The sequence below is a fragment of the Polynucleobacter sp. 35-46-11 genome (assembly GCF_002281105.1).
Genome location: NZ_NCFJ01000006.1, coordinates 1 through 21,051 on the forward strand (window position 1 = coordinate 1; position 21,051 = coordinate 21,051).

At 46.3% G+C, this 21,051-nt stretch carries 24 protein-coding genes; 10 read left to right on the top strand and 14 right to left on the bottom strand.

Annotated elements, in window-relative coordinates; translation table 11 throughout:
* Positions 1-8: 8 nt before the first annotated feature.
* Positions 9-1,247, bottom strand: coding sequence for an MFS transporter (locus B7Y67_RS01325; protein ID WP_293596965.1), 1,239 nt, complete (start codon positions 1,245-1,247; stop codon positions 9-11).
* Positions 1,248-1,295: 48 nt separating this feature from the next.
* Complete coding sequence (gene clpB, locus B7Y67_RS01330; RefSeq protein ID WP_293596966.1) at positions 1,296-3,890, bottom strand: ATP-dependent chaperone ClpB; 2,595 nt, start codon at positions 3,888-3,890, stop codon at positions 1,296-1,298.
* A 114-nt stretch (positions 3,891-4,004) separates the two neighbouring features.
* Here clpB and B7Y67_RS01335 point away from each other — a divergent pair, with 114 nt between their 5' ends.
* The gene (locus B7Y67_RS01335; protein ID WP_293596967.1) at positions 4,005-4,265 is read left to right on the top strand and encodes a GIY-YIG nuclease family protein; all 261 of its coding nucleotides are present in this window, start codon (positions 4,005-4,007) and stop codon (positions 4,263-4,265) included.
* Here B7Y67_RS01335 and B7Y67_RS01340 read toward each other — a convergent pair.
* The 5 genes from B7Y67_RS01340 to B7Y67_RS01360 all read right to left on the bottom strand — a co-directional run bounded on the left by B7Y67_RS01340 (position 4,262) and on the right by B7Y67_RS01360 (position 7,452).
* Complete coding sequence (locus B7Y67_RS01340; protein WP_293596968.1) at positions 4,262-5,671, bottom strand: exonuclease domain-containing protein; 1,410 nt, start codon at positions 5,669-5,671, stop codon at positions 4,262-4,264. The two genes, B7Y67_RS01335 and B7Y67_RS01340, sit on opposite strands and share 4 nt — an antisense overlap.
* Before the next feature lie 13 nt (positions 5,672-5,684).
* Complete coding sequence (locus tag B7Y67_RS01345) at positions 5,685-6,158, bottom strand: M48 family metallopeptidase (RefSeq protein WP_293596969.1); 474 nt, start codon at positions 6,156-6,158, stop codon at positions 5,685-5,687.
* 14 nt (positions 6,159-6,172) lie between these two features.
* Positions 6,173-6,739 (bottom strand): Rrf2 family transcriptional regulator, encoded by a 567-nt coding sequence (locus B7Y67_RS01350; RefSeq protein ID WP_293596970.1) that lies wholly within the window; start codon positions 6,737-6,739, stop codon positions 6,173-6,175.
* A gap of 99 nt (positions 6,740-6,838) precedes the next feature.
* Positions 6,839-7,252, bottom strand: coding sequence for a DUF2244 domain-containing protein (locus B7Y67_RS01355; protein ID WP_293596971.1), 414 nt, complete (start codon positions 7,250-7,252; stop codon positions 6,839-6,841).
* Between the two features lie 47 nt (positions 7,253-7,299).
* Positions 7,300-7,452, bottom strand: a complete 153-nt coding sequence (locus B7Y67_RS01360) for a hypothetical protein (RefSeq protein WP_293596972.1) — start codon at positions 7,450-7,452, stop codon at positions 7,300-7,302.
* Between the two features lie 111 nt (positions 7,453-7,563).
* Here B7Y67_RS01360 and B7Y67_RS01365 point away from each other — a divergent pair, with 111 nt between their 5' ends.
* Genes B7Y67_RS01365 through B7Y67_RS01380 form a run of 4 tightly spaced genes read left to right on the top strand, consistent with a single transcriptional unit; the run spans position 7,564 to position 9,806 of the window.
* A complete protein-coding gene (locus B7Y67_RS01365) occupies positions 7,564-8,211 on the top strand; it encodes an LON peptidase substrate-binding domain-containing protein (RefSeq protein WP_293596973.1) in 648 nt (215 codons plus the stop codon).
* Between the two features lie 5 nt (positions 8,212-8,216).
* Entirely contained in the window at positions 8,217-9,086 is an 870-nt protein-coding gene (locus tag B7Y67_RS01370) for an oxygenase MpaB family protein (RefSeq protein ID WP_293596974.1), read from the top strand.
* On the top strand, positions 9,070-9,474 hold the full coding sequence (locus B7Y67_RS01375) for a DUF4149 domain-containing protein (RefSeq protein ID WP_293596975.1): 405 nt from the start codon (positions 9,070-9,072) through the stop codon (positions 9,472-9,474). Before B7Y67_RS01370 ends, B7Y67_RS01375 begins: the two co-directional genes overlap by 17 nt.
* Positions 9,471-9,806, top strand: a complete 336-nt coding sequence (locus B7Y67_RS01380; RefSeq protein WP_293596976.1) for a hypothetical protein — start codon at positions 9,471-9,473, stop codon at positions 9,804-9,806. Before B7Y67_RS01375 ends, B7Y67_RS01380 begins: the two co-directional genes overlap by 4 nt.
* On the opposite strand, the gene B7Y67_RS01385 is transcribed toward B7Y67_RS01380, so the two are convergent.
* Positions 9,778-9,969 (bottom strand): hypothetical protein, encoded by a 192-nt coding sequence (locus tag B7Y67_RS01385; RefSeq protein WP_293596977.1) that lies wholly within the window; start codon positions 9,967-9,969, stop codon positions 9,778-9,780. The two genes, B7Y67_RS01380 and B7Y67_RS01385, sit on opposite strands and share 29 nt — an antisense overlap.
* A gap of 92 nt (positions 9,970-10,061) precedes the next feature.
* Between B7Y67_RS01385 and B7Y67_RS01390 the strand changes: the two genes are divergently transcribed.
* Both B7Y67_RS01390 and B7Y67_RS01395 read left to right on the top strand, forming a co-directional pair.
* On the top strand, positions 10,062-10,685 hold the full coding sequence (locus tag B7Y67_RS01390) for an alpha-ketoglutarate-dependent dioxygenase AlkB (protein ID WP_293596978.1): 624 nt from the start codon (positions 10,062-10,064) through the stop codon (positions 10,683-10,685).
* A complete protein-coding gene (locus tag B7Y67_RS01395; RefSeq protein ID WP_293596979.1) occupies positions 10,682-11,671 on the top strand; it encodes an NAD(P)/FAD-dependent oxidoreductase in 990 nt (329 codons plus the stop codon). The genes B7Y67_RS01390 and B7Y67_RS01395 overlap by 4 nt, the downstream gene beginning before the upstream one ends.
* A 7-nt stretch (positions 11,672-11,678) precedes the next feature.
* Here the strand turns inward: B7Y67_RS01395 and moaE are convergent, their stop codons facing one another.
* From moaE to B7Y67_RS01425, 6 genes are read right to left on the bottom strand one after another with little or no spacing between them, the layout of a single operon-like run.
* On the bottom strand, positions 11,679-12,137 hold the full coding sequence (moaE, locus tag B7Y67_RS01400) for a molybdopterin synthase catalytic subunit MoaE (protein WP_293596980.1): 459 nt from the start codon (positions 12,135-12,137) through the stop codon (positions 11,679-11,681).
* 1 nt (position 12,138) lies between these two features.
* The gene (moaD, locus tag B7Y67_RS01405; RefSeq protein WP_293596981.1) at positions 12,139-12,396 is read right to left on the bottom strand and encodes a molybdopterin converting factor subunit 1; all 258 of its coding nucleotides are present in this window, start codon (positions 12,394-12,396) and stop codon (positions 12,139-12,141) included.
* A gap of 18 nt (positions 12,397-12,414) precedes the next feature.
* Positions 12,415-13,653, bottom strand: a complete 1,239-nt coding sequence (gene glp, locus B7Y67_RS01410) for a gephyrin-like molybdotransferase Glp (protein WP_293596997.1) — start codon at positions 13,651-13,653, stop codon at positions 12,415-12,417.
* Positions 13,654-13,685: 32 nt separating this feature from the next.
* Positions 13,686-15,128 (bottom strand): threonine synthase, encoded by a 1,443-nt coding sequence (thrC, locus tag B7Y67_RS01415; protein ID WP_293596982.1) that lies wholly within the window; start codon positions 15,126-15,128, stop codon positions 13,686-13,688.
* A gap of 9 nt (positions 15,129-15,137) precedes the next feature.
* Positions 15,138-16,448 carry a homoserine dehydrogenase gene (locus B7Y67_RS01420; RefSeq protein WP_293596983.1) on the bottom strand — a complete coding sequence of 437 codons (1,311 nt, stop codon included), beginning with the start codon at positions 16,446-16,448 and terminating at the stop codon, positions 15,138-15,140.
* Positions 16,445-17,704: a pyridoxal phosphate-dependent aminotransferase gene (locus B7Y67_RS01425; RefSeq protein WP_293596984.1), complete on the bottom strand. Its 1,260-nt coding sequence runs from the start codon at positions 17,702-17,704 to the stop codon at positions 16,445-16,447. Before B7Y67_RS01425 ends, B7Y67_RS01420 begins: the two co-directional genes overlap by 4 nt.
* A 79-nt stretch (positions 17,705-17,783) precedes the next feature.
* On the opposite strand from B7Y67_RS01425, the gene B7Y67_RS01430 reads away from it, so the two are divergent.
* From B7Y67_RS01430 to B7Y67_RS01440, 3 genes are read left to right on the top strand one after another with little or no spacing between them, the layout of a single operon-like run.
* Positions 17,784-18,161, top strand: a complete 378-nt coding sequence (locus B7Y67_RS01430; RefSeq protein WP_293596985.1) for an Mth938-like domain-containing protein — start codon at positions 17,784-17,786, stop codon at positions 18,159-18,161.
* The gene (locus tag B7Y67_RS01435; RefSeq protein ID WP_293596986.1) at positions 18,161-19,855 is read left to right on the top strand and encodes a glycosyltransferase family 39 protein; all 1,695 of its coding nucleotides are present in this window, start codon (positions 18,161-18,163) and stop codon (positions 19,853-19,855) included. The genes B7Y67_RS01430 and B7Y67_RS01435 overlap by 1 nt, the downstream gene beginning before the upstream one ends.
* Before the next feature lie 15 nt (positions 19,856-19,870).
* Entirely contained in the window at positions 19,871-21,043 is a 1,173-nt protein-coding gene (locus B7Y67_RS01440) for a DegT/DnrJ/EryC1/StrS aminotransferase family protein (protein ID WP_293596987.1), read from the top strand.
* Positions 21,044-21,051: the final 8 nt, after the last annotated feature.

Genomic DNA, 21,051 nt, shown 5'->3' on the forward strand with positions numbered 1-21,051 from the left:
GAGACCTTTTAAGCAGTACTAGGCTTGCCGATAGAGGCGACCTTAAATCCAGTCAAAATTATCATGAGCTGTAGAAGCGCCACACCTACAAATAAAAGCTTAGGCAAACCGATATCCAAGAAAATTCCGAAGATTAATGGACTCATCGCCGCTCCGAGATCAATCCCTGAATACACGATGCCGTATACCCTGCCCGATGAACCAGAGGGCGTCGCCGATCGAATCATGAGATCGCGAGATGGTGCAGCAATACCTAAACCAAGACCGATCACAATAAATGCAATCACAATCAGCTCGATTGGAATCAAGCCCGTTGCTAATAAAAGCCCCATGACAATATTCACAGTAAAGCAAATCGTAATGATGCGTTCAGGCACTTTTAATTTAGTTGCTAAATAACCACCTAACAACATGCCGCCTGCGCCACCCATAGACATCAGAGTGAGATAGTAATTTCCCGAGCTTACTGCTATGTCGTAGATCTTAAAAAGCGCAGTTGGGGCAAATGACTGTAGGCCTGTAGTTGCCGCCATGCTAAAGAAAAAGAAAATCCAGCAAAGCCATACAACTGGTAACTTCAAAAATCCAAAGGTGCTCATGGGCGCACCACCAGGATTGCTTTGAGCATGACTAGTCTGTGATTCCTCGCGCCTAGCATGAACATCATCAATTAAGCGTGCCCTACCAACCCAAAGAGTAAGCAGGATCAGGGCCTCAAGCACTGCCGCAGAGAGAAAAGCAATCCGCCAATCAGCAATACTTGCTACCGCCACCATAAAGGCTGGAGCTGCGGCCCAACCAATATAGCCCGTTACTCCATGAATGGAATAAGCGTAAGGCAAATTTGGTGGTGAAATTTTATGATTGATTAAGGTGTAGTCAACTGGATGAAAGACACCATTCCCACAACCCGCAATCACTGCACCCAAAACCAACATGGCATAACCATTACTTTGCGAGTAAGTGAGCGCTGCCAATGCCAGTAAAACCACACCAGCAAACAATACGGGGCGAGCCCCAATGCGATCCACTAAAAAACCAGAAGCTGCTTGAACAATGCAGGAGACTACAAAGAAAATGGTCATGAGCAGACCTAGCTCAGCATAGTTAAAGCCGAACTCCGCTTTCAACCATGGGAACATGGGCGGCAGGATTAAGTGAAAGAAATGGGAACTGCCGTGAGCCAGGCTAATGAGACCAACAACCCGGACATCACTGGCGCGCCTCATTTTTAGGGCGTCAGTCATGTACCGAGTTTACTTGGACAGGAAAATTCCTGCTGATGTTACTTTGCCTTACTTGCTAAAACTAAAGTCACCATTCTGATCGACGCCTACAGGAACCGTGTCCGAAGGGCCAAACTTGCCTTCCAAGATCATCTTGGAAACCGGGTTCTCGATATATTGCTGAATAGCACGCTTTAGTGGTCTAGCCCCAAATACCGGATCAAAACCAACTTCTGCGATCTTGCTCAGAGCAGCATCGCTGACTTCCAACTGCATATCCACTTTGGCCAAACGATCTGACAAGTTCTTGAGCAAGATCTTTGCAATATTAGCGATATTGCCTTTATCTAAACCATGGAACACCACGATCTCATCAATACGATTTAAGAACTCAGGGCGAAAATGATTCTTCAGCTCTTCAAATACCGCATCTTTGATCTCGGACTGTTTCTTATCAGTCATGGACTGGATGAGATGCGAACCAATATTACTAGTCATCACAATCACTGTGTTTTTGAAATCCACAGTACGGCCTTGACCATCGGTCAAGCGGCCATCGTCTAATACTTGCAAGAGTACGTTAAAGACGTCTGGATGTGCTTTCTCAATCTCATCAAACAAGATCACGCTGTATGGATGGCGACGAACTTGCTCGGTCAAATAACCGCCCTCTTCGTAACCTACATAGCCTGGAGGCGCACCGATTAAACGTGCCACGCTGTGCTTCTCCATAAACTCACTCATGTCAATACGGATGAGGTGATCTTCGCTGTCGAATAAGAAGCCGGCCAAGGCTTTGCATAGCTCGGTCTTACCAACACCGGTAGGGCCCAAGAATAAGAATGAGCCATAAGGACGATTCTCTTCAGCAAGACCAGCACGGGAACGACGAATAGCATCCGATACCGCACGAATAGCCTCTTCCTGACCTACCACGCGCTTATGTAACAGCTCTTCCATCTTCAACAACTTGTCGCGCTCACCTTGCATCATCTTCGACACCGGAATGCCAGTCGCACGAGATACTACTTCGGCAATCTCTTCTGCACCTACTTGTGTGCGCAAGAGCTTGTTCTTAGCGACGCCATCTTTATCACCTTTTGCTTCAGCAGCAGCAGCGGATTTGAGCTTAGCCTCAAGCTCAGGCAACTTGCCATATTGCAATTCAGCGACTTGTTCTAACTTACCGTCACGCTGTAGCTTTGCAATATCTATCCTTACTTTTTCAATCTCTTCCTTCAGGTGAGCTGCACCTAATACAGCACCCTTTTCTGCTTTCCAGACCTCCTCTAAATCAGCATACTCAGCGCCAAGACGCTTAATTTCATCTTCAATGAGGCCTAGGCGTTTTTTCGAAGCATCGTCCTTTTCCTTCTTAACGGCTTCGCGCTCAATCTTCAACTGAATCAAGCGACGTTCTAATCTATCCATCACCTCAGGCTTAGAGTCGATCTCCATCCGAATACGTGAGCCAGCCTCATCAATGAGGTCGATAGCCTTATCTGGCAAGAAACGATCTGTAATGTAGCGATGAGATAACTCTGCTGCCGCGACAATTGCCGGGTCTGTAATTTCAATACCATGATGCAATTCATAGCGTTCTTTGAGGCCGCGCAAGATGGCAACAGTAGCTTCAACGCTAGGCTCCTCTACCATGACTTTTTGGAAGCGACGCTCAAGCGCTGGATCCTTTTCGATGTACTTACGGTACTCATCTAAAGTCGTCGCACCAATGCAATGCAATTCACCGCGCGCTAAGGCAGGCTTGAGCATATTGCCGGCATCCATTGCACCCTCTCCTTTGCCTGCACCAACCATCGTATGAATCTCGTCAATAAAAATGATGGTCTGACCTTCGTCTTTAGCCACATCACTCAAAACAGCCTTTAGACGTTCTTCGAATTCACCGCGGTACTTAGCACCAGCTAATAGCAAAGCCATATCCAAAACAAGGACACGCTTGTTTTTGAGAGTTTCCGGCACTTCACCATTGATGATTCGTTGGGCAAGGCCCTCCACGATGGCAGTTTTACCCACGCCAGGCTCACCAATTAACACCGGGTTATTTTTACCGCGACGTTGCAAAATCTGAATGGTGCGACGAATTTCATCATCGCGACCAATGACAGGATCCAGCTTACCCATGCGGGCACGCTCAGTTAAATCGACAGTGTATTTCTTTAAGGCTTCACGTTGACCTTCAGCATCTGCACTATTCACTGATTCTCCTCCGCGGACTAAATCAATAGCCGCCTCTAACGATTTACGATTTAAACCATTCTCACGAGCAATCTTACCTAGCTCACCTTTGTCATCAGCCACGACCAGCAAGAAGAGCTCACCAGCAATGAATTGATCATTGCGCTTATTGGCTTCTTTTTCACATAAGTTGAGCCAGTTGCTTAAATCACGGCCTACCTGAACCTCACCACTAGTGCCCTGCACTTCTGGGAGGTTGCTAATGAGCTTTTCGGTTGCCTTCTCAAGACCTGGAACATTCACGCCAGCGCGAGTTAGCAAACTCTTGGCACCACCATCGGAATCACGCAACATAGCCAAGAGCAAGTGGGCTGGCTCTATATACTGATTGTCTTTTGCCAAAGCAAGGCTTTGCGCCTCGCTGAGGGCTTCTTGAAACTTCGTAGTTAATTTATCTATTCTCATTTGTAAGTCCTATCAACTCTATCTATTTTTATACATTTATACCTATAGAATATAGGGGCATTCTTATTAATTTCAAGTCTGTTAGACCACTTTTTAAGCGAATTTATCCCTATTTTGACCTGGCTTGTTTACCTCCTGGAGTGTTCTGATGGCAGCTATTACGCTGGCATTACCAACCGCCTAGAACATCGCTTGGCAGCTCATAATTCAGGGGAAGGTGCTCGCTATACGAGGGCTCGCAGACCAGTCGTCATTTTGGCCACCCAAGAGCACCCTGATCGATCTGAAGCCTCTAAGGCAGAGGCAAAGTTAAAGAAATTACCAAGGGCGGAAAAGCTAGGTTTTTTCAAAGCCCAAAAGATGGATCCGGTTTAAGCGGGATCCCTAAGCATTAGAGGAATTACCTGGTTCTTAAAGCTTCCTGCTAGTGCTTTTTTTAAGATCTTGTAAATATCCAGATCAAATTCAGATTCTCCTGAGTCGGCCAATTCGTAAAGCTCTTCCTCGTTGATTGCTGTTCCCAGATAACGCCAGCGGTCGACTACGTGCATATGCCCCGCCTCTTTTATTGCAACGGGGCCTAGATACGGCCAAACCTGAACCTGAAATAACTCCAATGCAGTCTTTAGCTGAAGATTGTGCAATTCGATGGGGGACTGACCGATGCAAGCGCCACCACATTGCTTTACTTGATAAGCAAAGCAAGCCTTACCTTCAATACGCTTCTCCAAACCCAAAAGCGCCTCACAAAGACGGTATTTTTTGGCTATTGCTTTTAGGTAAGCGTTGGCCTCTCTCTTACTGTAGAACAAGCCAAACAAGTTTTCTTGAATTCCAGGATCCAATTCACGATGTCCAACGAGTTGCGGTCTTAGCACACCACTCTCATCGAGCTCCAGTCTCCAAGCACAAAGATCCTTAGAGCGGCGTAATTTAATGTTCATGCTGGGCATGCGCTCTTTAATGAGCTGCGATTCCAAAATGAGTGCGCCTAACTCCCCACTGGTTTCAATCCAATCGATGTCTCTTACTTGTAAGGAGAGCCTCATTTCCTTGCGTTGGGTGAGCGCTCCTTGAAAATGCCCCATCACCCTACTGCGCAATGAAATACTTTTGCCGATATAGAGTGGGATCCGATTCTCGCCATAAAAAATATAGCAGCCCGGCCCCTCCGGAATGGAGTCCACTAGAGCTTTATCAATATTGGGCGGCAAGCTGGCATTTCCAATGAGCTGATTTACTGCTTTGAGCAGAGCCTCACGCCCAAGCTTAGCTTCACATACTCGCCAGAACTGGAGCAGTAAATCGGCGTCACCTAGGGCACGATGCCGCGAGCTAATCTTGAGGCCATGAACGCTGATGATGGTGTCAAGATTGTGTCTAGCCTGCTCTGGGAATAGCAATCTAGAAAGTTTCACGGTGCAAAGTACTTTAGGCTTAAAGTCGATGCCCACGCGCTTAAAGGACGCCTTTAAAAATCCATAGTCGAATCGGGCGTTATGGGCTACAAAAATCTTACCCTGTAGCTCTCGGGCAATCTCTGTAGCCAAACCTTCAAAGGGCGACTGCTTGCTCACCATGTCAGGACGAATGCCAGTCAAGGCTTGTATATTTTGCGGAATAAATGTTTGAGGATTGATAAGGCTTTCCCAAGTCTCAACTTGGTCATGAATCAGAGATTTGATGCCCACCTCAGTAATACGATCGCGCTCAAAATGAGAGCCCGTTGTCTCAATATCAACAAATGCTAACGGGGGATATTCACGCTCACCTGATGACATTAGCGGTAAAGAGTTATTTTTTTCCCTGATACTTCGCAATACTCGCCTTAAGGTCACTGTACTCTTCGCAACCAAACAGACAGGCCTTATCAAGTCTGGCTAGCATTGCTTCAGCCCCAGACAAGTCCTTCTTCATCAACATTAACTCACCGTAATACTCCAGAGCAGCCCTATGACTTGGGTCGATCTTGAGTGCTGCCTGGTAATACTTTTCAGATGCCACCAAATCAGGTGGCTGCTTTTTACGAAGACTGTACCCCATGAGGTTATTCCAGTCTGCAGAGTTGACTTCGTTTGCCGACTGCAATTGCTTTAAGGCTTGCTCGTAATTGTTAGATTTAATACTAGTGCGGACATCCGTTAGCCAAGCAGGATCAGATTTAGCTGGAGTGGTATCAGCGGCTACTGAAGCTACCCATGGTGTTATTGCAAGAACGAGAGATAAAAAAAGTTTGCGGGCGAAATTCCATCCATTTATCTGCATCATCAAGATCCTTATTGTTATCCTGCTTTGTGCAGGTAATCACCAAAACTAAAAATGGAGTTTGGGGCCAAGGGCACATCTTCGACCTTCTTAAACGGCACTTTAACTACCCTCTGAACCTCACCCTTAGATGGCTTACTCACCTTCAATTCTGGGTAAGAAAAAGTCTGACGCTCTGGTGCGGTTTTGGCATCGCTAAATCGCGGCACATAATCTTTAATGGCATCTGAGAGGTTCATATTGGCCATACAACCAAGCATATAAGTCTCTAAAGACTGGTAGAGCTCACTTGCAATATCACAAGCCTCAACCTTGCGTTTTTTAATGTAATTCATAGCCAGCACAACATCCTTAATGGTGACCATACGAGAATCTTGCAAGAGCGTGTAGCCTCCGTTTCGACCCTTTATACCCTTGACAATTCCGGCAGCACGCAATGCGCTGAGCAAAAGCTCAATTCGGCTAATGGATAATTTTTGGCGCTGCGCTAACTCAAGGCCGGTAACTGGTTGAATGCCCCCAGAATGGGTTGCTATGTCGACTAAGGTGTTGAGCGCGGCTTTTACTGCTGTATTGACATTCATGACGAATTTAGAAGAAATGTTGAATTAAAACCAGTATCAAGTTAAATGGCTATTTCTGCAGGATGCCAAGATTTAACCCTTGTGCACCTATGGTTGAAGTTAACCCAAATAAGGTCTTAATTCAGAAATGAGATTCTTAAATTGCTCACGCCTGAGAAACTGGCCAATCTCAACCTTCTGCCCCGTCTGCTCAATAAAAAAGATCTTTTCGTGCTCTCCCGGTTGAGAGAGTCTTGCCCAGTGCGTATTAAATTCAATCACAGTCTCTTTATAGGCAATAAACTTTCTCACCAATAATCGGGTGCCGCTAATTTCGATTTCTTCAAAATCCAAGGCATGACGGCAGTAGATTAAAAAACCAATCGTCACTGCAGTTAACTCAATAGCAGTGAAGATGAGGATAATTTTTACGCCAGCCAATAAAAACCCGGTGGCGACAGTTAATGAGAGGCAAACTAGGGCGATATAGAACTTGAGCAACTGACCTGGGGTCAATGCACAATTTCGCCTCATCTTCCAGATTTTCATGGCGGAATGCGGATCTCAGTTACGCATACAGTCTAGCTATTGGCAGACTGAGCTTGCTTAGCCTTTTCAAGCTGATCAGCACTGCGCTGCTGAAAATCAACCATGGAGTGGTACCCCATTTGGTAGCAAGGGCAATGTTTGCCTAGAATCCAGCGTGCGAGCTTAACCCGTAGTTTTTGAATCATTTTTATTCTCCCGTGAATGACCTCATTTTGACTGAAATCCGGGATTACTGCTGAACAGGGTGCCATTTCGAGCGCTCAGCAAACTAAACGCAAATCCTTTAAATTCAATGCATGATAAAAACTCCTTCGACAACTAGCTGGATACCACTTTTCCCACTGGGAACCACCCTATTTCCAGGCGGTGTAATTGCTCTCAAAATTTTTGAAGCTCGTTACCTGGACATGATGAAGCGTTGCTTACGTGAAAACTCGCCTTTCGGGGTTGTGAGCATTCTCGACAATAAACCGATTGATTCAGATGCAAGTGCTCTCGCCAATTTTTCAAACATTGGGACCTTAGCAAAACTGGAGGAATTTGATCCGATTCAGCCCGCTCTTTACATGACTAAGTCCTATGGAACTCAGCGCTTTCATATCTTGCACATTAAGCAAGAATCCGATGGCTTATGGATGGGCGAAGTTGAGCTGATTGATGCTGACCCTGAAATACCATTGCCAAAGGAGCACGAAAAAGTGGCTGCTCTTCTTCATGAGATTATTGCTGTCATCAAAAGTGAAGATTTGCTTGGGGATGGGTCATTCAAAATCCCAGAAAATCTAGATGATTGCGGATGGGTCTCTAATCGATTGGCCGAACTCCTGCCGCTTCCCCCAGCCCAGAAGAATCACTTACTCGCTCAGAGCAATCCCAGAATCCGACTCGATTTAATTTCAGAAATTATTGAGGACAATGATCTTCGCAGCACTCTCATTCATTAAAAAATATGATTGATGAGCTCATTCGTCGGTCAATTCGAGAAATGGTGGGCGGCGGTGGTCCGCCAGTCGCATTTCTCGAGCCCGCTGGTGATAGAGGCTTATTCGGTCCAGAATCTATAGCCTGGAAAGTGCATGCTGATTTTATTTCGATGATGATCGGTGGCATTAGTTCATTGGTAATGCAGGCTCTTCACCCAAAGGCACTTGCTGGCGTATGGGATCACTCAAGCTTCAGAGAGGATCTCAAAGGTAGATTAGGCAGAACAGCGTTCTTCATTGCTGCAACTACTTATGGCTCTCATGAAATGGCCAACAACGCTATTCATCGCGTCAATCAGATCCACCGGAAGGTCACTGGGTTTGATGAATTTAACGAGCCCTATAGAGCTGATGATCCCAAGCTACTCGCGTGGGTTCACCTAACAGAAACCCGAAGCTTTATGCGCTCTTATGAGTCTTATCAAAGTGAGTCTCTCCGCGCACAAGAAAAAGATCAGTATTTCTTGGAAATGAAAATGCTGGGCGAAAAGTTGGGGGCTATTAATCTTCCAGACAGCTATGCCGGCACTGAGCATGCGATCAAGCAGTACATCCCCAAACTTCACTACGGTGACAGGGCCAAAAGTATTGTTGCAATGCTAGACAACTTTCCAAGCAATCTCAGCGCCAAGCCTTTTGTAAAGATAATCAGTCGCGCAGGATTTCTGAATCTACCAGATTGGGTATACCCCATCATTAACCGACCCCAACCAAGAAGGCTAGAGAGATTGGCAATGAGTTCTGCCATTCGACTCATGGCCATCCCAGTGAGAGAGGCGCTAAAGGATGGCGTAGCTGCCCATTCCCTTCGCAGAGTGTATGGATCATCCAAATGAAAAGGCAAACATGATTACAAATTATCTGATTTCTGGCATGGTGGGAATCATGTTGTTCTTCACCGTTATAGTAGCGCCCACCGTATTCAGAGTCCTTCCTGTAGAGTGGTCTAGCAAGTACGTAAGGAACTTTTTTCCAAAATACTATGCCAGCCTTGGGCTTGTCACTTTGATAGCTATATTTACAGAACAAGATGCTGCGAGCAGGCTGTACCTAATTGCATGTGCGATTTTATTCGCCTTCACCTTATTTTTTCTCACAGGGAAAATCAATGCCGCAAAAGACGAAGGTAAGAATAAGCAGTTCCACATACTGCACGGCTTAAGTGTTGTTATCAATATCACTCAACTTGGTATTTTTATTTACTTACTGACTAAAACACTATGAAACCATTCAAGAAATATATTGTTACCGGCCTACTCACTTCAGCAGCTCTATCGTCATATGCTCAAGATGCTAGTCAAGGGAAGTTCACCCAGAACTACAAAGAAGCATGCATCAAGAAGCAAGTCCAACTACATGTGAAGTTAAAAGAGGTGTCGGCCGATTCTTTTGGCGAGTATTGCGATTGCGTCACACGTAAACTCGTGACAAATCTCAGTCCAAATCAATTAACAGAGCTCACCCACCAGGGCAAAGGTCGCCCCGCTTGGCTAAAGGCAGAAGAGCAATCAGCCAGTAAGTCTTGTATTAAAGAGGGTCCTGGGATTCGGACTTAGCCTGATCAGGTTCGGAACCTAGTTTGGTAGCCTGAGTTTTTGCCGACAATAAAGGGGCTGCGCTCATTTTCTCGCCATCCCACACTTGGCCACACCAACACTCTCCTGCATCATTAATGATGCAGACGCCTGAGCCACAACAACGCTTATCTGGTGCTTTCATGATTAACCTATTTGTTCCGAACAATTCATAATGAAGCCTATTCTAGAGTTTTTATCGTAATTGTGTACACGCCCCACCAAGATTTACCAAGCATGCAAAATTCCTTATTTAACCAATTAAACTCATCCGATCCAATATGCCTACTGGAAAAAGATGGGCGGGCTGAATATTTCCATCATTTTTATGATGCAGATGAATCTGATCATCTTTACAAATACCTACTGAGCTCTCTTGTCTGGGAGGCGGATGAGATCAAAATGTTTGGTAACTTAGTAAAGACCGCAAGAAAAGTTGCGTGGGTGGGCGATCCTGAGTGCACATACACTTACTCTGGAGTTCAAAAAATACCTCAGACCTGGATTAGTGCGTTATTGGAAGTAAAGCATAAGCTTGAACAATTTACTGGCCACACCTACAACTCTTGCTTACTCAATCTGTATCACAGCGGTGCCGAGGGAATGGGCTGGCACAGTGACAATGAGAGAGAGTTAGGCGGTACGAACCCCATTGCATCTATCAGCTTGGGCGCTCGACGTAAGTTTGCATTTCGCCATAAGCAAGATAAAACAACTTGTCCAATATTTCTAGAGCATGGCAGTGCATTAATCATGTATCCACCTATTCAGGAACATTGGCATCACAGTCTTCTCAAGACAACAATGGTTAAAAGCCCTCGAATTAATCTGACTTTTCGAAAAATACTTCCCCGCATATGAATAGCAATAAAGAAATTGAGAGAGTGGCAATTATTGGCGCAGGAATTGCAGGCCTTTCTTGTGCGCGGGAGCTCAAGCTGCAAGGAATCTCAGCAGATATCTTTGAAAAAAGTCGTGGCCCCAGTGGGCGCATGAGCACTCGTCGAAGTGAAGGGTGGTCAGCAGACCATGGTGCCCAATACTTTACTGCTAGAGATCCCCGCTTTATTCAGGAGGTGCAACAATGGATGCGGGCCGGTACTGCCGCTATTTGGACACCCAAAATCAAGGTGTATGAGGCCAAGGCATGGCGTGAGAGCAATTCACAAGAAATTCGCTATATTGGCACCCCCAATATGAACTCCCCGGGAAAGCATCTTGCCGAAGAATTATCAATTCAATATGAGACAACAATCTCACAGTTAGATCGGAGATCTGACAAGTGGCATCTTCGAAGCAATGAGATTGGCGATATTCCAACATCATATGATTTTGTCGTATTGGCTATACCTGCACCTCAGGCAAGCGCCTTAGTGAGGAGCCTTGATATCAGAGCTTCTGATATCGCCGACTCAGCACAGATGAAGGCCTGCTGGACAATGATGGCGAATTTTCCCAATCAGAAAACAGCAGATTTTGATGCGGCATTTATCAATCAAGAAATCATTGGCTGGATTTGCCAGAATGGATCCAAGCCAATGCGTCAAGGAAATACTTGGACCATTCATGGCAGCCCAGCCTGGAGTCAAGAGAATGTGGAGCTCAGCAAAGAGGATGCCCAAGACCAGATGGTGCAATGCCTGACAAGGCTGGGATTAAATTGTCGGGATGCCGAAATCAGCATGCACCGTTGGCGTTATGCAAGTGGCGGCTTAGAAAATTCAATCAGCTTTCTTTCGCTACCCGATATTGGTCTGGGACTTTGTAGCGACTGGCTCAATGGCGGAAGAGTCGAGGGCGCTTGGTTAAGTGGTCTCGAGCTAGCTTTGATGCTAAAAGAAATTTAGCGGGAAATTATTTCCAACGCGCCATTGCAGCATCATCGGTCACGCGGGCATCAACCCACTTACTGCCTTCTGGGGTTTCTTCTTTCTTCCAAAATGGTGCTGCTGTTTTTAGGTAGTCCATGATGAACTCACAAGCAGCAAATGCCTCGCCTCGATGAGCGCTAGTTACTGCTACCAAAACAATTTGGTCTTCGGGCAACAGCGGTCCTACTCGATGGATGACTAGCGTCTTGTAAAGATCCCAGCGACCTGTAGCTTGCTTAATGATTTCCTCTAAGGCTTTTTCCGTCATGCCAGGATAGTGCTCCAGCATCATGCCCTTGACTTGACTGCCGTCATTCATATCTCGGACAGTACCCACAAAAGTCACTATTGCACCAACACGCGGATCATCCTTGCGCAGCGCCTTAACTTCTGTAGTGAGATCAAAGTCTTGCTCTTGAATGCGGATGAAATCATTCTGCATCTTAACCACCAGTAACCGGGGGGAAGAAAGCCACTTCAGAACCTTCTACTAGCGGAGTGGAATCAGCCACCATCTCTTGATTTAAGGCGCAACGAATTACCTTGCTACTCGCCAATACTTGAGCCCAGGGATTTCCTCGTTGAATAAGATAGCTTCTTAAGTCAGCAATGGTTTTGACCTCTGCCGGTACAGCAATGCTCTCACCAGAAAGACTAAGACCCTCTCTCAAGGAAGCAAAGAATCGCAATTCGAGTTTCATATAAGAATCGTAATACGATTAGTAGAGGAGTGCGTTAAATGGAATGTACTTCACTATATCGCCAGCTTTAAACGCTTGGCCCGGCGGACAATCTACTAAGCCATCACCCCATGAAGCACTTGTAAGCACTCCAGAGCTTTGGTTTGGGAATAAATCTAAACCGCCCTGCGCGTTGATCTTAACCCTCAGAAACTCGTTACGACGATCCCCTTTAAGCCAATCAAAGTCAGCGCGCATTGGGTAAGACTGTGGCATACCTGCATCTCGGCCTTGTAACTTCAGAATAAACGGTCGCACAAATAATAGGAAGGTTACAAAACTGGATACTGGATTCCCAGGAAGTCCGATAAACCAAGTTTCTGCTTCGGACCCATTGCTCTTTGGGGCATCTGATTTGCGCACAGCACCAAAAGCTAGAGGCTTGCCAGGCTTAATGGCAATCTGCCAGAGATCCAATCGTCCCTCAGCAGTCACTGCTGGTTTTATGTGATCCTCTTCGCCAACAGATACACCACCAGAAGTAATGATCAGATCATGATCTTTGCTGGCCTTGCGAAGCGTTTCTTTGGTGGCCTCCAGGCTATCGGGAACGATTCCAAAGTCTGTGGCATCGCATCCCAAGGATTTAATACACGCTAACAAAGTATCGCGATTGGAGTTGTAGATGCCACCCGGCTTAAGCGGCTCACCTGGCAGAGAAAGCTCATCGCCAGTGAAAAATGCAGCAACTCTGACCTTACGTTTTACATTTAAATGCGTCAGACCAGCAGACGCTGCAACACCTAATTCTTGTGGCCTGAGAAAAGTACCCGCAGTCAGAGCTGTTTGGCCTGCAGTCAGGTCCTCACCTCTTCGACGGATCCATTGACCTGAAATTGGCGCAATATTGACCTGCACTTGATCGGTTGAGCCCTCTGATATAGCGCAGTCTTCTTGCATGACAACCGCATCAGCACCTGGGGGCACTGGGGCGCCTGTAAAAATTCTGGCAGCAGTGCCAGGCTCTAGCTCGGTACCCATGGATCCCGCTGGAATACGCTGTGCAATCTTGAGAGTGCTTCCAGGAGTTTGCGTATCCGCAGTACGCACAGCATAGCCATCCATGGAAGTGTTATCGAGTGGAGGCACATCGACCAGACTGCTTACATTCTCTGCAAGCACACGGCCTAAGGCGGTTTGCATCGTGACCATTTCACTATCACCTACCGCTTTTGCATTTGACAGCAGGTGATCTAAAGCCTGCTGAGCAGTCAACATCGGAGGCTTAGTCATAGGGCTTTATTTTTGAGTTAGTTAACGTGGGTAGTAATGAAGTGTTTCACTTGATTGACATCAGCCTCGATATTTTCAACGCGTTGCGGCTTTGATTTGATATCTTTAAATGCTGGCGGGCATTCTGCTGGACGCCCCAATGCCACTTCAATCGTTTCTTCAAACTTAATAGGCAAAGCAGTTTCCAAAACAATCATTGGAATGCCTGCTTGCAAATGCTCGCGCGCCACCTTCACACCATCAGCTGTATGCGTATCAATCATCACGCCATACTGTGAATCAATATTGCGAATGGTGTCTAGGCGATTCTGATGAGTACTGCGACCGGATTGGAATCCGTACTTGGTAATGTCTTTAAATACGGCGTCTTTTGAAATATCAAAGCCGCCTGCTTCATCAACCTGCTTGAACATGCCAGCAGTTACTTTGCCGTCCTTACCCATAAGATCAAATACAAAGCGCTCAAAATTACTCGCTTTAGAAATGTCCATAGATGGGCTAGAAGTATGCAAAGTTTCGGCAGACTTACGTGCACGGTAAACACCGGTGCGGAAAAATTCATCGAGAACATCGTTCTCGTTAGTAGCAGCAATGAGGTGCGCAATTGGCAAACCCATCATGCGAGCAATATGGCCAGCGCAGATATTGCCAAAGTTACCCGATGGCACTGTGAAAGAGACTTTTTCTGTGCTGGATTTTGTTGCCAGCAAATAACCTTGGAAGTAATACACAACTTGAGCCACTACACGACCCCAGTTAATGGAGTTCACGGTTCCAATTTGATGATTTGCTTTAAAGCCATGGTCATTACTGACTGCCTTGACGATATCTTGACAGTCATCAAATACGCCGGCAACTGCCAAGTTAAAAATATTCGGGTCTTGCAGGGAATACATTTGCGCAGACTGGAAAGCACTCATCTTGCCGCGTGGTGAGAGCATAAATACTTTCACGCCTTCTTTGCCGCGCATCGCATATTCAGCAGCGCTACCAGTATCGCCAGAAGTCGCGCCCAAAATATTGAGCTTCTGACCTTTCTTCCTTAGCGCGTATTCAAAGAGATTGCCGAGCAATTGCATCGCCATATCTTTAAATGCCAGTGTTGGTCCGTTAGACAGGCTCAATAAGCCGATACGAGTACCCTGCTCTTCACCCAACCAATGTAATGGCGTGATGTCTTTGGCATTATCTTCAGTGCGGCCATTGCAATAGACCTGCTCTGTATACGTCTTACGCAACAAAGCACGTAAATCTGCCTCAGGTATATCGTCGCAATATAAACTCAACACTTCGTAAGCGAGATCAGCATAGGACATCCCGCGCCAAGAATCCAGCTGCTCTTTAGTTACTTGAGGGTACTCGGTAGGCAGATATAAGCCACCATCTGGAGCTAATCCACCGAGCAAGATTTCTAAAAAGGATTGCTGTGGGCTATTGCCCCGAGTTGATTGGTAACGCATGTATTTATCTTAAGAAAGATTTTCTAAACGGATCTTCACTACTTCGCCAGCAACAGTTTTCAGATTCTGAATTTCCTGAATCGCTGCCAGCATGTGTTTTTCTTTGGTCTCGTGAGTCAGTGCAACCAAATCAGTTTGACTTTCACCTTCATCCGCTTCTTTTTGCAAGAGCGCATCAATAGAGATGCTATGGGACGCCAAAATCTTAGTGATATCCGCTAACACGCCCGCCTGATCGGCTACGCGCAAACGCAAGTAATAGCTGGTGGTGATCTCACCCATTGGCAATACAGTGATATCGCGCACTGCATCAGGCTGAAATGCCAAGTAAGGAACACGATTCTCAGGGCTAGCACCCAATAAACGCGTGATATCTACCAAGTCAGCAATCACAGCCGAGGCTGTCGGCTCAGAGCCTGCGCCTTTACCGTAATAAAGCGTAGTTCCGACTGCATCTCCAAATACCTGAACAGCATTCATAGCACCTTCAACGTTTGCAATGAGGCGCTTAGTCGGAATCAAGGTTGGGTGCACACGCAATTCAACACCGGCAGTTGTCTTCTTAGCAATACCAAGCAACTTAATGCGATAGCCCAACTGCTCAGCGTATTTAATATCGACGGCATCAAGCTTCGTAATACCCTCAACATGAGCTTTTTCAAATTGCATTGGAATCCCAAATGCAATTGCGCTCATGATGGTTGCTTTATGAGCGGCATCTACACCTTCAATATCGAATGTAGGGTCTGCTTCTGCGTAACCTAAACGCTGCGCCTCTTGCAAGACGGTCGCGAAGTCCAAGCCTTTATCACGCATCTCAGAAAGAATGAAATTCGTTGTGCCATTGATAATGCCAGCGATCCACTCAATACGGTTTGCAGTCAAACCTTCGCGAAGTGCCTTGATGATTGGAATGCCGCCAGCAACAGCCGCTTCAAATGCAACCATCACACCCTTCTCATGGGCAGCCTTAAAAATCTCATTGCCATGTACAGCGATCAAAGCCTTGTTGGCAGTGACGACATGTTTGCCAGCAGCGATTGCCTCCATCACCAAATCCTTAGCAATGCCGTAACCACCGATCAATTCAACAACGATATTAATCTCAGGATTATTAATAACTGCACGCGCATCACTCACTACTTGGGCGTGATCCTTAACCAACTCTTTGGCACGCTCTACATTGAGGTCAGCAACGGTATTGATACGAATGCCACGACCAGCGCGACGGGTAATTTCATCCTGGTTGCGCTCGAGAACAGTAAATACACCACCACCTACAGTGCCAATACCTAATAGACCAACTTGAATCGGTTTCATGATGCCTTTGTTGCTGTTGAGTTAGCCGCTTTACGACTATGTTTTTGACGATAACGCTCAAGAAAACGTGCAAGACGGCCAATAGCCTCTTTAAGCACATCCTCATGAGGTAAGAACACGACACGGAAGTGGTCTGACTTGCCCCAGTTAAAGCCGGAGCCCTGCACCAACAACACTTTTTCCTCTTTCAAGAGATCAGCTACAAACTGCTGATCATCTTCGATTGGATACATTTCAGGATCTAGCTTTGGAAATAAATACAAAGCGGACTTTGGCTTAACGCAAGTCACGCCAGGGATTTCTGTAATGAGTTTCCATGCGAGATCACGTTGCTTAGCCAATCGACCACCTTCGCTGACTAGGTCATTAATGCTTTGATAGCCACCCAATGCCGTTTGAATGGCGTACTGGCCTGGCACATTGGCGCACAGGCGCATTGAGGACAGTATGTTTAGACCCTCGATGTAATCGCGAATCATCTCTTTATCGCCAGAAACCACCATCCAGCCGGCACGATAGCCGCAAGAGCGATAGTTCTTGGACAAACCGTTGAAGGTAATTGTGACCACATCAGTGGATAAGGATGCCAAAGAGATATGCTTCTCTTGGTCGTACAACATTTTGTCGTAAATTTCATCCGCAAAGAGAATCAAACCATGCTCACGCGCAATTGAAGTTAGCTCAGCCAATACTTCTTTTGAGTAAATTGCGCCTGTTGGGTTGTTGGGGTTGATCACCACAATCGCTTTAGTGCGCGGCGTAATTCGTTTACGTAAATCTGCTAGATCTGGGGCCCACTCCTTAGACTCATCACACAAGTAATGAACTGGAGTACCGCCAGATAGGCTGACAGCAGCTGTCCATAATGGGTAATCAGGGGCTGGCACCAAAACTTCATCGCCGTTATTGAGTAATGCGTTCATTGCTAATACGATCAACTCGGAAACACCATTACCGGTATAGATGTCATCCAAAGTAACACCCTGGATGCCTTTTTCTTGGCAATACTGCATGATGGCTTTGCGAGCTGCAAAAATTCCTTTGGAATCGGAGTACGCTGAGGCATTACCCAAATTACGGATCATGTCCAACTGAATCTCTTCTGGAGGATCGAAACCAAAAACACCCACATTACCGATGTTTAATTTGATGATTTTGTGACCCTCCTCCTCCATGCGCTGAGCAAGCTCCAGCACGGGTCCACGAATGTCGTAGCAGACGTGATTGAGTTTTTCGGACTTTAGGATCGGTTTCACAATAAATTAAAGGGTAAGTTCTTGAAAACTAGGAAAAAACAGCTAGCTATAATCCACATAATTATGACAGAGAGTCCACGTGAAGCTTCAATCTGACCCCCATTCCGGAGCCAATACGATCACCGGTTACGGTGACGGCTACATTGAGATCAATAAGATCCCCTACAGTCACGGGGTTTTATTGAGCTCAGATGGCGAAATCCTGGAGTGGACTATCAAGTCCTTTGAGGAACTAAGTTCGACAGATTTCACTCAAATGGCCTCTCTCAAGCCTGAATTGATCATTATTGGCACCGGCAAACGCCAGCGCTTCCCAAAGCCTGAGCTCTTAAAAACCCTGATCGAGGCCAAAGTTGGCTTCGAAGTAATGGATTCTCAAGCCGCTTGTCGCACTTACAACATTCTTGTTGGAGAAGGTCGCCAGGTTCTACTCGCTCTTATCGTGGAAGCCGTCTGATGCAGTTTGGCCAAATTCGGCAGTCTAGCGCCCTCAATCCAATCTCGATTTTGATTCTGGTCCTAATCTATGGCTTGCTGTGGTTTGGCACCCTCAACTACCGCCACCTCATTCCGTCTGATGAAGGACGTTATGCCGAGATTGCGCGTGAGATGCTCGTCACTGGAGATTGGGTTACACCCCGCTACAACGGCTACAAGTATTTTGAAAAACCCCCATTACAGATTTGGGCTACCGCTACCGCCTTTAATCTTTTTGGTATCGGTGATTGGCAGGCGCGCTTGTGGACTGCACTCACTGGCTTTATAACAATTGTATTTATTGGATTTACTGGCGCACGCATTTATAGCCCACGGGCAGGCTGGTTAGCTGCAATTGCTTTAGCGTCCAGCCCAATGTGGGTGATTGGTGGACACATCAACTCACTGGATATGGGGTTGTCAGCATTTTTAGTTGCTGCACTGTGTAGTCTTTTGTTGGCACAAACTGCTCGCAACACGAGCAACACCAGAAAGTGGATGTGGGCCTGCTGGGTCTTCATGGCCCTAGCAACCTTATCTAAAGGCGTCATTGGGGTTGCCATCCCCGGCATGGTCTTTATTGTTTATTCCATTACAGCGTGGGACTGGAAAATCTGGAAACGGCTACACATTATTAGCGGCACGATTTTATTTTTAGCAATTACTGCGCCTTGGTTTGCTCTAGTAGCGCAACGTAATCCAGAGTTCCTGGAATTCTTCTTTATTCATGAACATCTGCAACGATTCACGCAAACGGCTCACAGTAGAACGGGTCCAATTTATTACTTCATACCACTGCTACTACTAGGCTTTTTGCCATGGATTGCGCAAACTCCTGGCGCCCTTACTCAGGCCTGGCGAGAGCGTAATCGTGAGTTCTCCAGCGGCTGGTTGCTCACCTGCTGGTTTGCAGTAATCATGGGGTTCTTTAGCATCTCTCAATCTAAATTACCTGGCTACATCATCCCAGTCTTTCCAGCACTGGCAATGCTTGTCGGCCATCGCTTAGATCGCAATCTGGGTTTTAGTAATTCACTGGGATTGCCTTGGAAATTACAAGCCCTCTTCTTTGCAATCTTAGGTGGTATTGGATTTTTCTTCTTAGGCGAAGTTGGCAAACAAGCTAGGCCAGATGAAATTGAATCCTACGCCCAATATACTTATTGGATCATTGCGGCACTCATCGCATTGATTGCATTTAGTCTTCTAGCGTTGGCGCAAAGCAAACGCAATGGCCTGAGCAGTATCACCAGCTTTGCGAGCAGTTTTTTTCTCTGTGCAATCATCGCGGGCACGGGCCATGAAACTCTGGGGCGCGCAGTCTCGGGCATCGACTTAGTAGAAAAAGTAAAAGCTGGCATCCCAGATAAAGTCAATTTTTATTCCATACGAATCCTAGATCACACAGTACCCTTCTATTTAGGTAGAACCATGATCATGGTGGAATCTCCAGATGAGCTTGAGTTTGGCGTGAAACAAGAGCCCCAATTGTGGCTTCCCACATTTGATGCTTTTATCGAGCGCTGGAAAGAAGATCAGACGGCTTATGCCTTAATGGTTCCAGAGCAATATGTTGAGTTACAGAAATTAAACGTCCCCATACAAGAGGTGGGTAGAGATTCTCGGCGCGTGATTGTTAAACACCCAGAGTTGCAAAATAGCTCAGCACAATAAATTCTTAAGGCCACTATGTCAGTCACTCAAAGTACCCTGCCTTTTATTCCGTTTACGCGCCCACACTTCAATCAAGAAACTATTGATGCCGTTGCCGAGGTATTGCGCTCAGGCTGGGTAACCTCGGGACCAAAACTAGCTGAGTTTGAGGCTACCTTGAGCGAATACTTTGGTGGTCGTCCAGTTCGTTGTTTTGCCAACGGCACTGCCACTATGAAAATCGCCTTACAGGTTGCTGGCATTGGTCCTGGTGATGAAGTGATTACTACCCCAATATCATGGGTTGCAACGTCCAATGTCATTCTGAGTGTTGGGGCTACCCCCGTCTTTGTGGATATTGATCCCATCACCCGCAATATTGATTTAAGCAAGCTAGCTGCAGCTGTTACACCGAAGACGCGCGCCATCATGCCGGTTTACTTGGCCGGGCTACCCGTCAATATGGATCAACTCTATGACCTCGCTAAGCAATACAAGCTGCGCGTAATTGAAGATGCAGCACAAGCGTTTGGATCGCAGTGGAAAGGCCAAAAGATTGGCAGCATCGGTGATCTCGTGAGCTTTAGTTTTCAGGCAAATAAAAATTTATCTACTGTTGAGGGTGGCTGCCTTGTTCTCAACACTGATGATGAAGCTAAGCTTGCGGAGAAGTTTCGCCTGCAAGGACTCACACGCCAAGGCGTCGATGGCATGGATGTAGATGTCTTAGGCGGCAAAGATAATTTGACTGATGTGAATGCAGTCATTGGCTTGCATCAACTCAAAATGTTGCCGGGGTTTCAGGCGCGTAGGAGTGCTTTAGCAAGGCAGTACTTTGATGCCATTCGCAGTGAATTGCGGTCTGCTGGTTTAGATAAACTCAACTTAGAGTTGCCAGTAGAAAACTTTGCCGATAGCAACTGGCATATGTTCCAAGTTATTCTGCCGCTTGAGCAATTGAACGTAGATCGAGCACAGGTAATGACCGAGTTAAAAGATTTGGGCATTGGCACAGGCGTTCACTACCCCACCATTACCGGATTTACGCTTTATCAAGAGCTGGGTTACAAAGTTCAAGCCACTCCAATCGCAGAGCGTATTGGTCGCTCCATTTTGACTCTACCCCTCTTTCCAGGCATGGCGGATGAAGATATTGGCCGTATAGCCAGTGCTTTGACTGGAATTTTGAAGAAACACTGTAAAAAATAGAGTTGAGA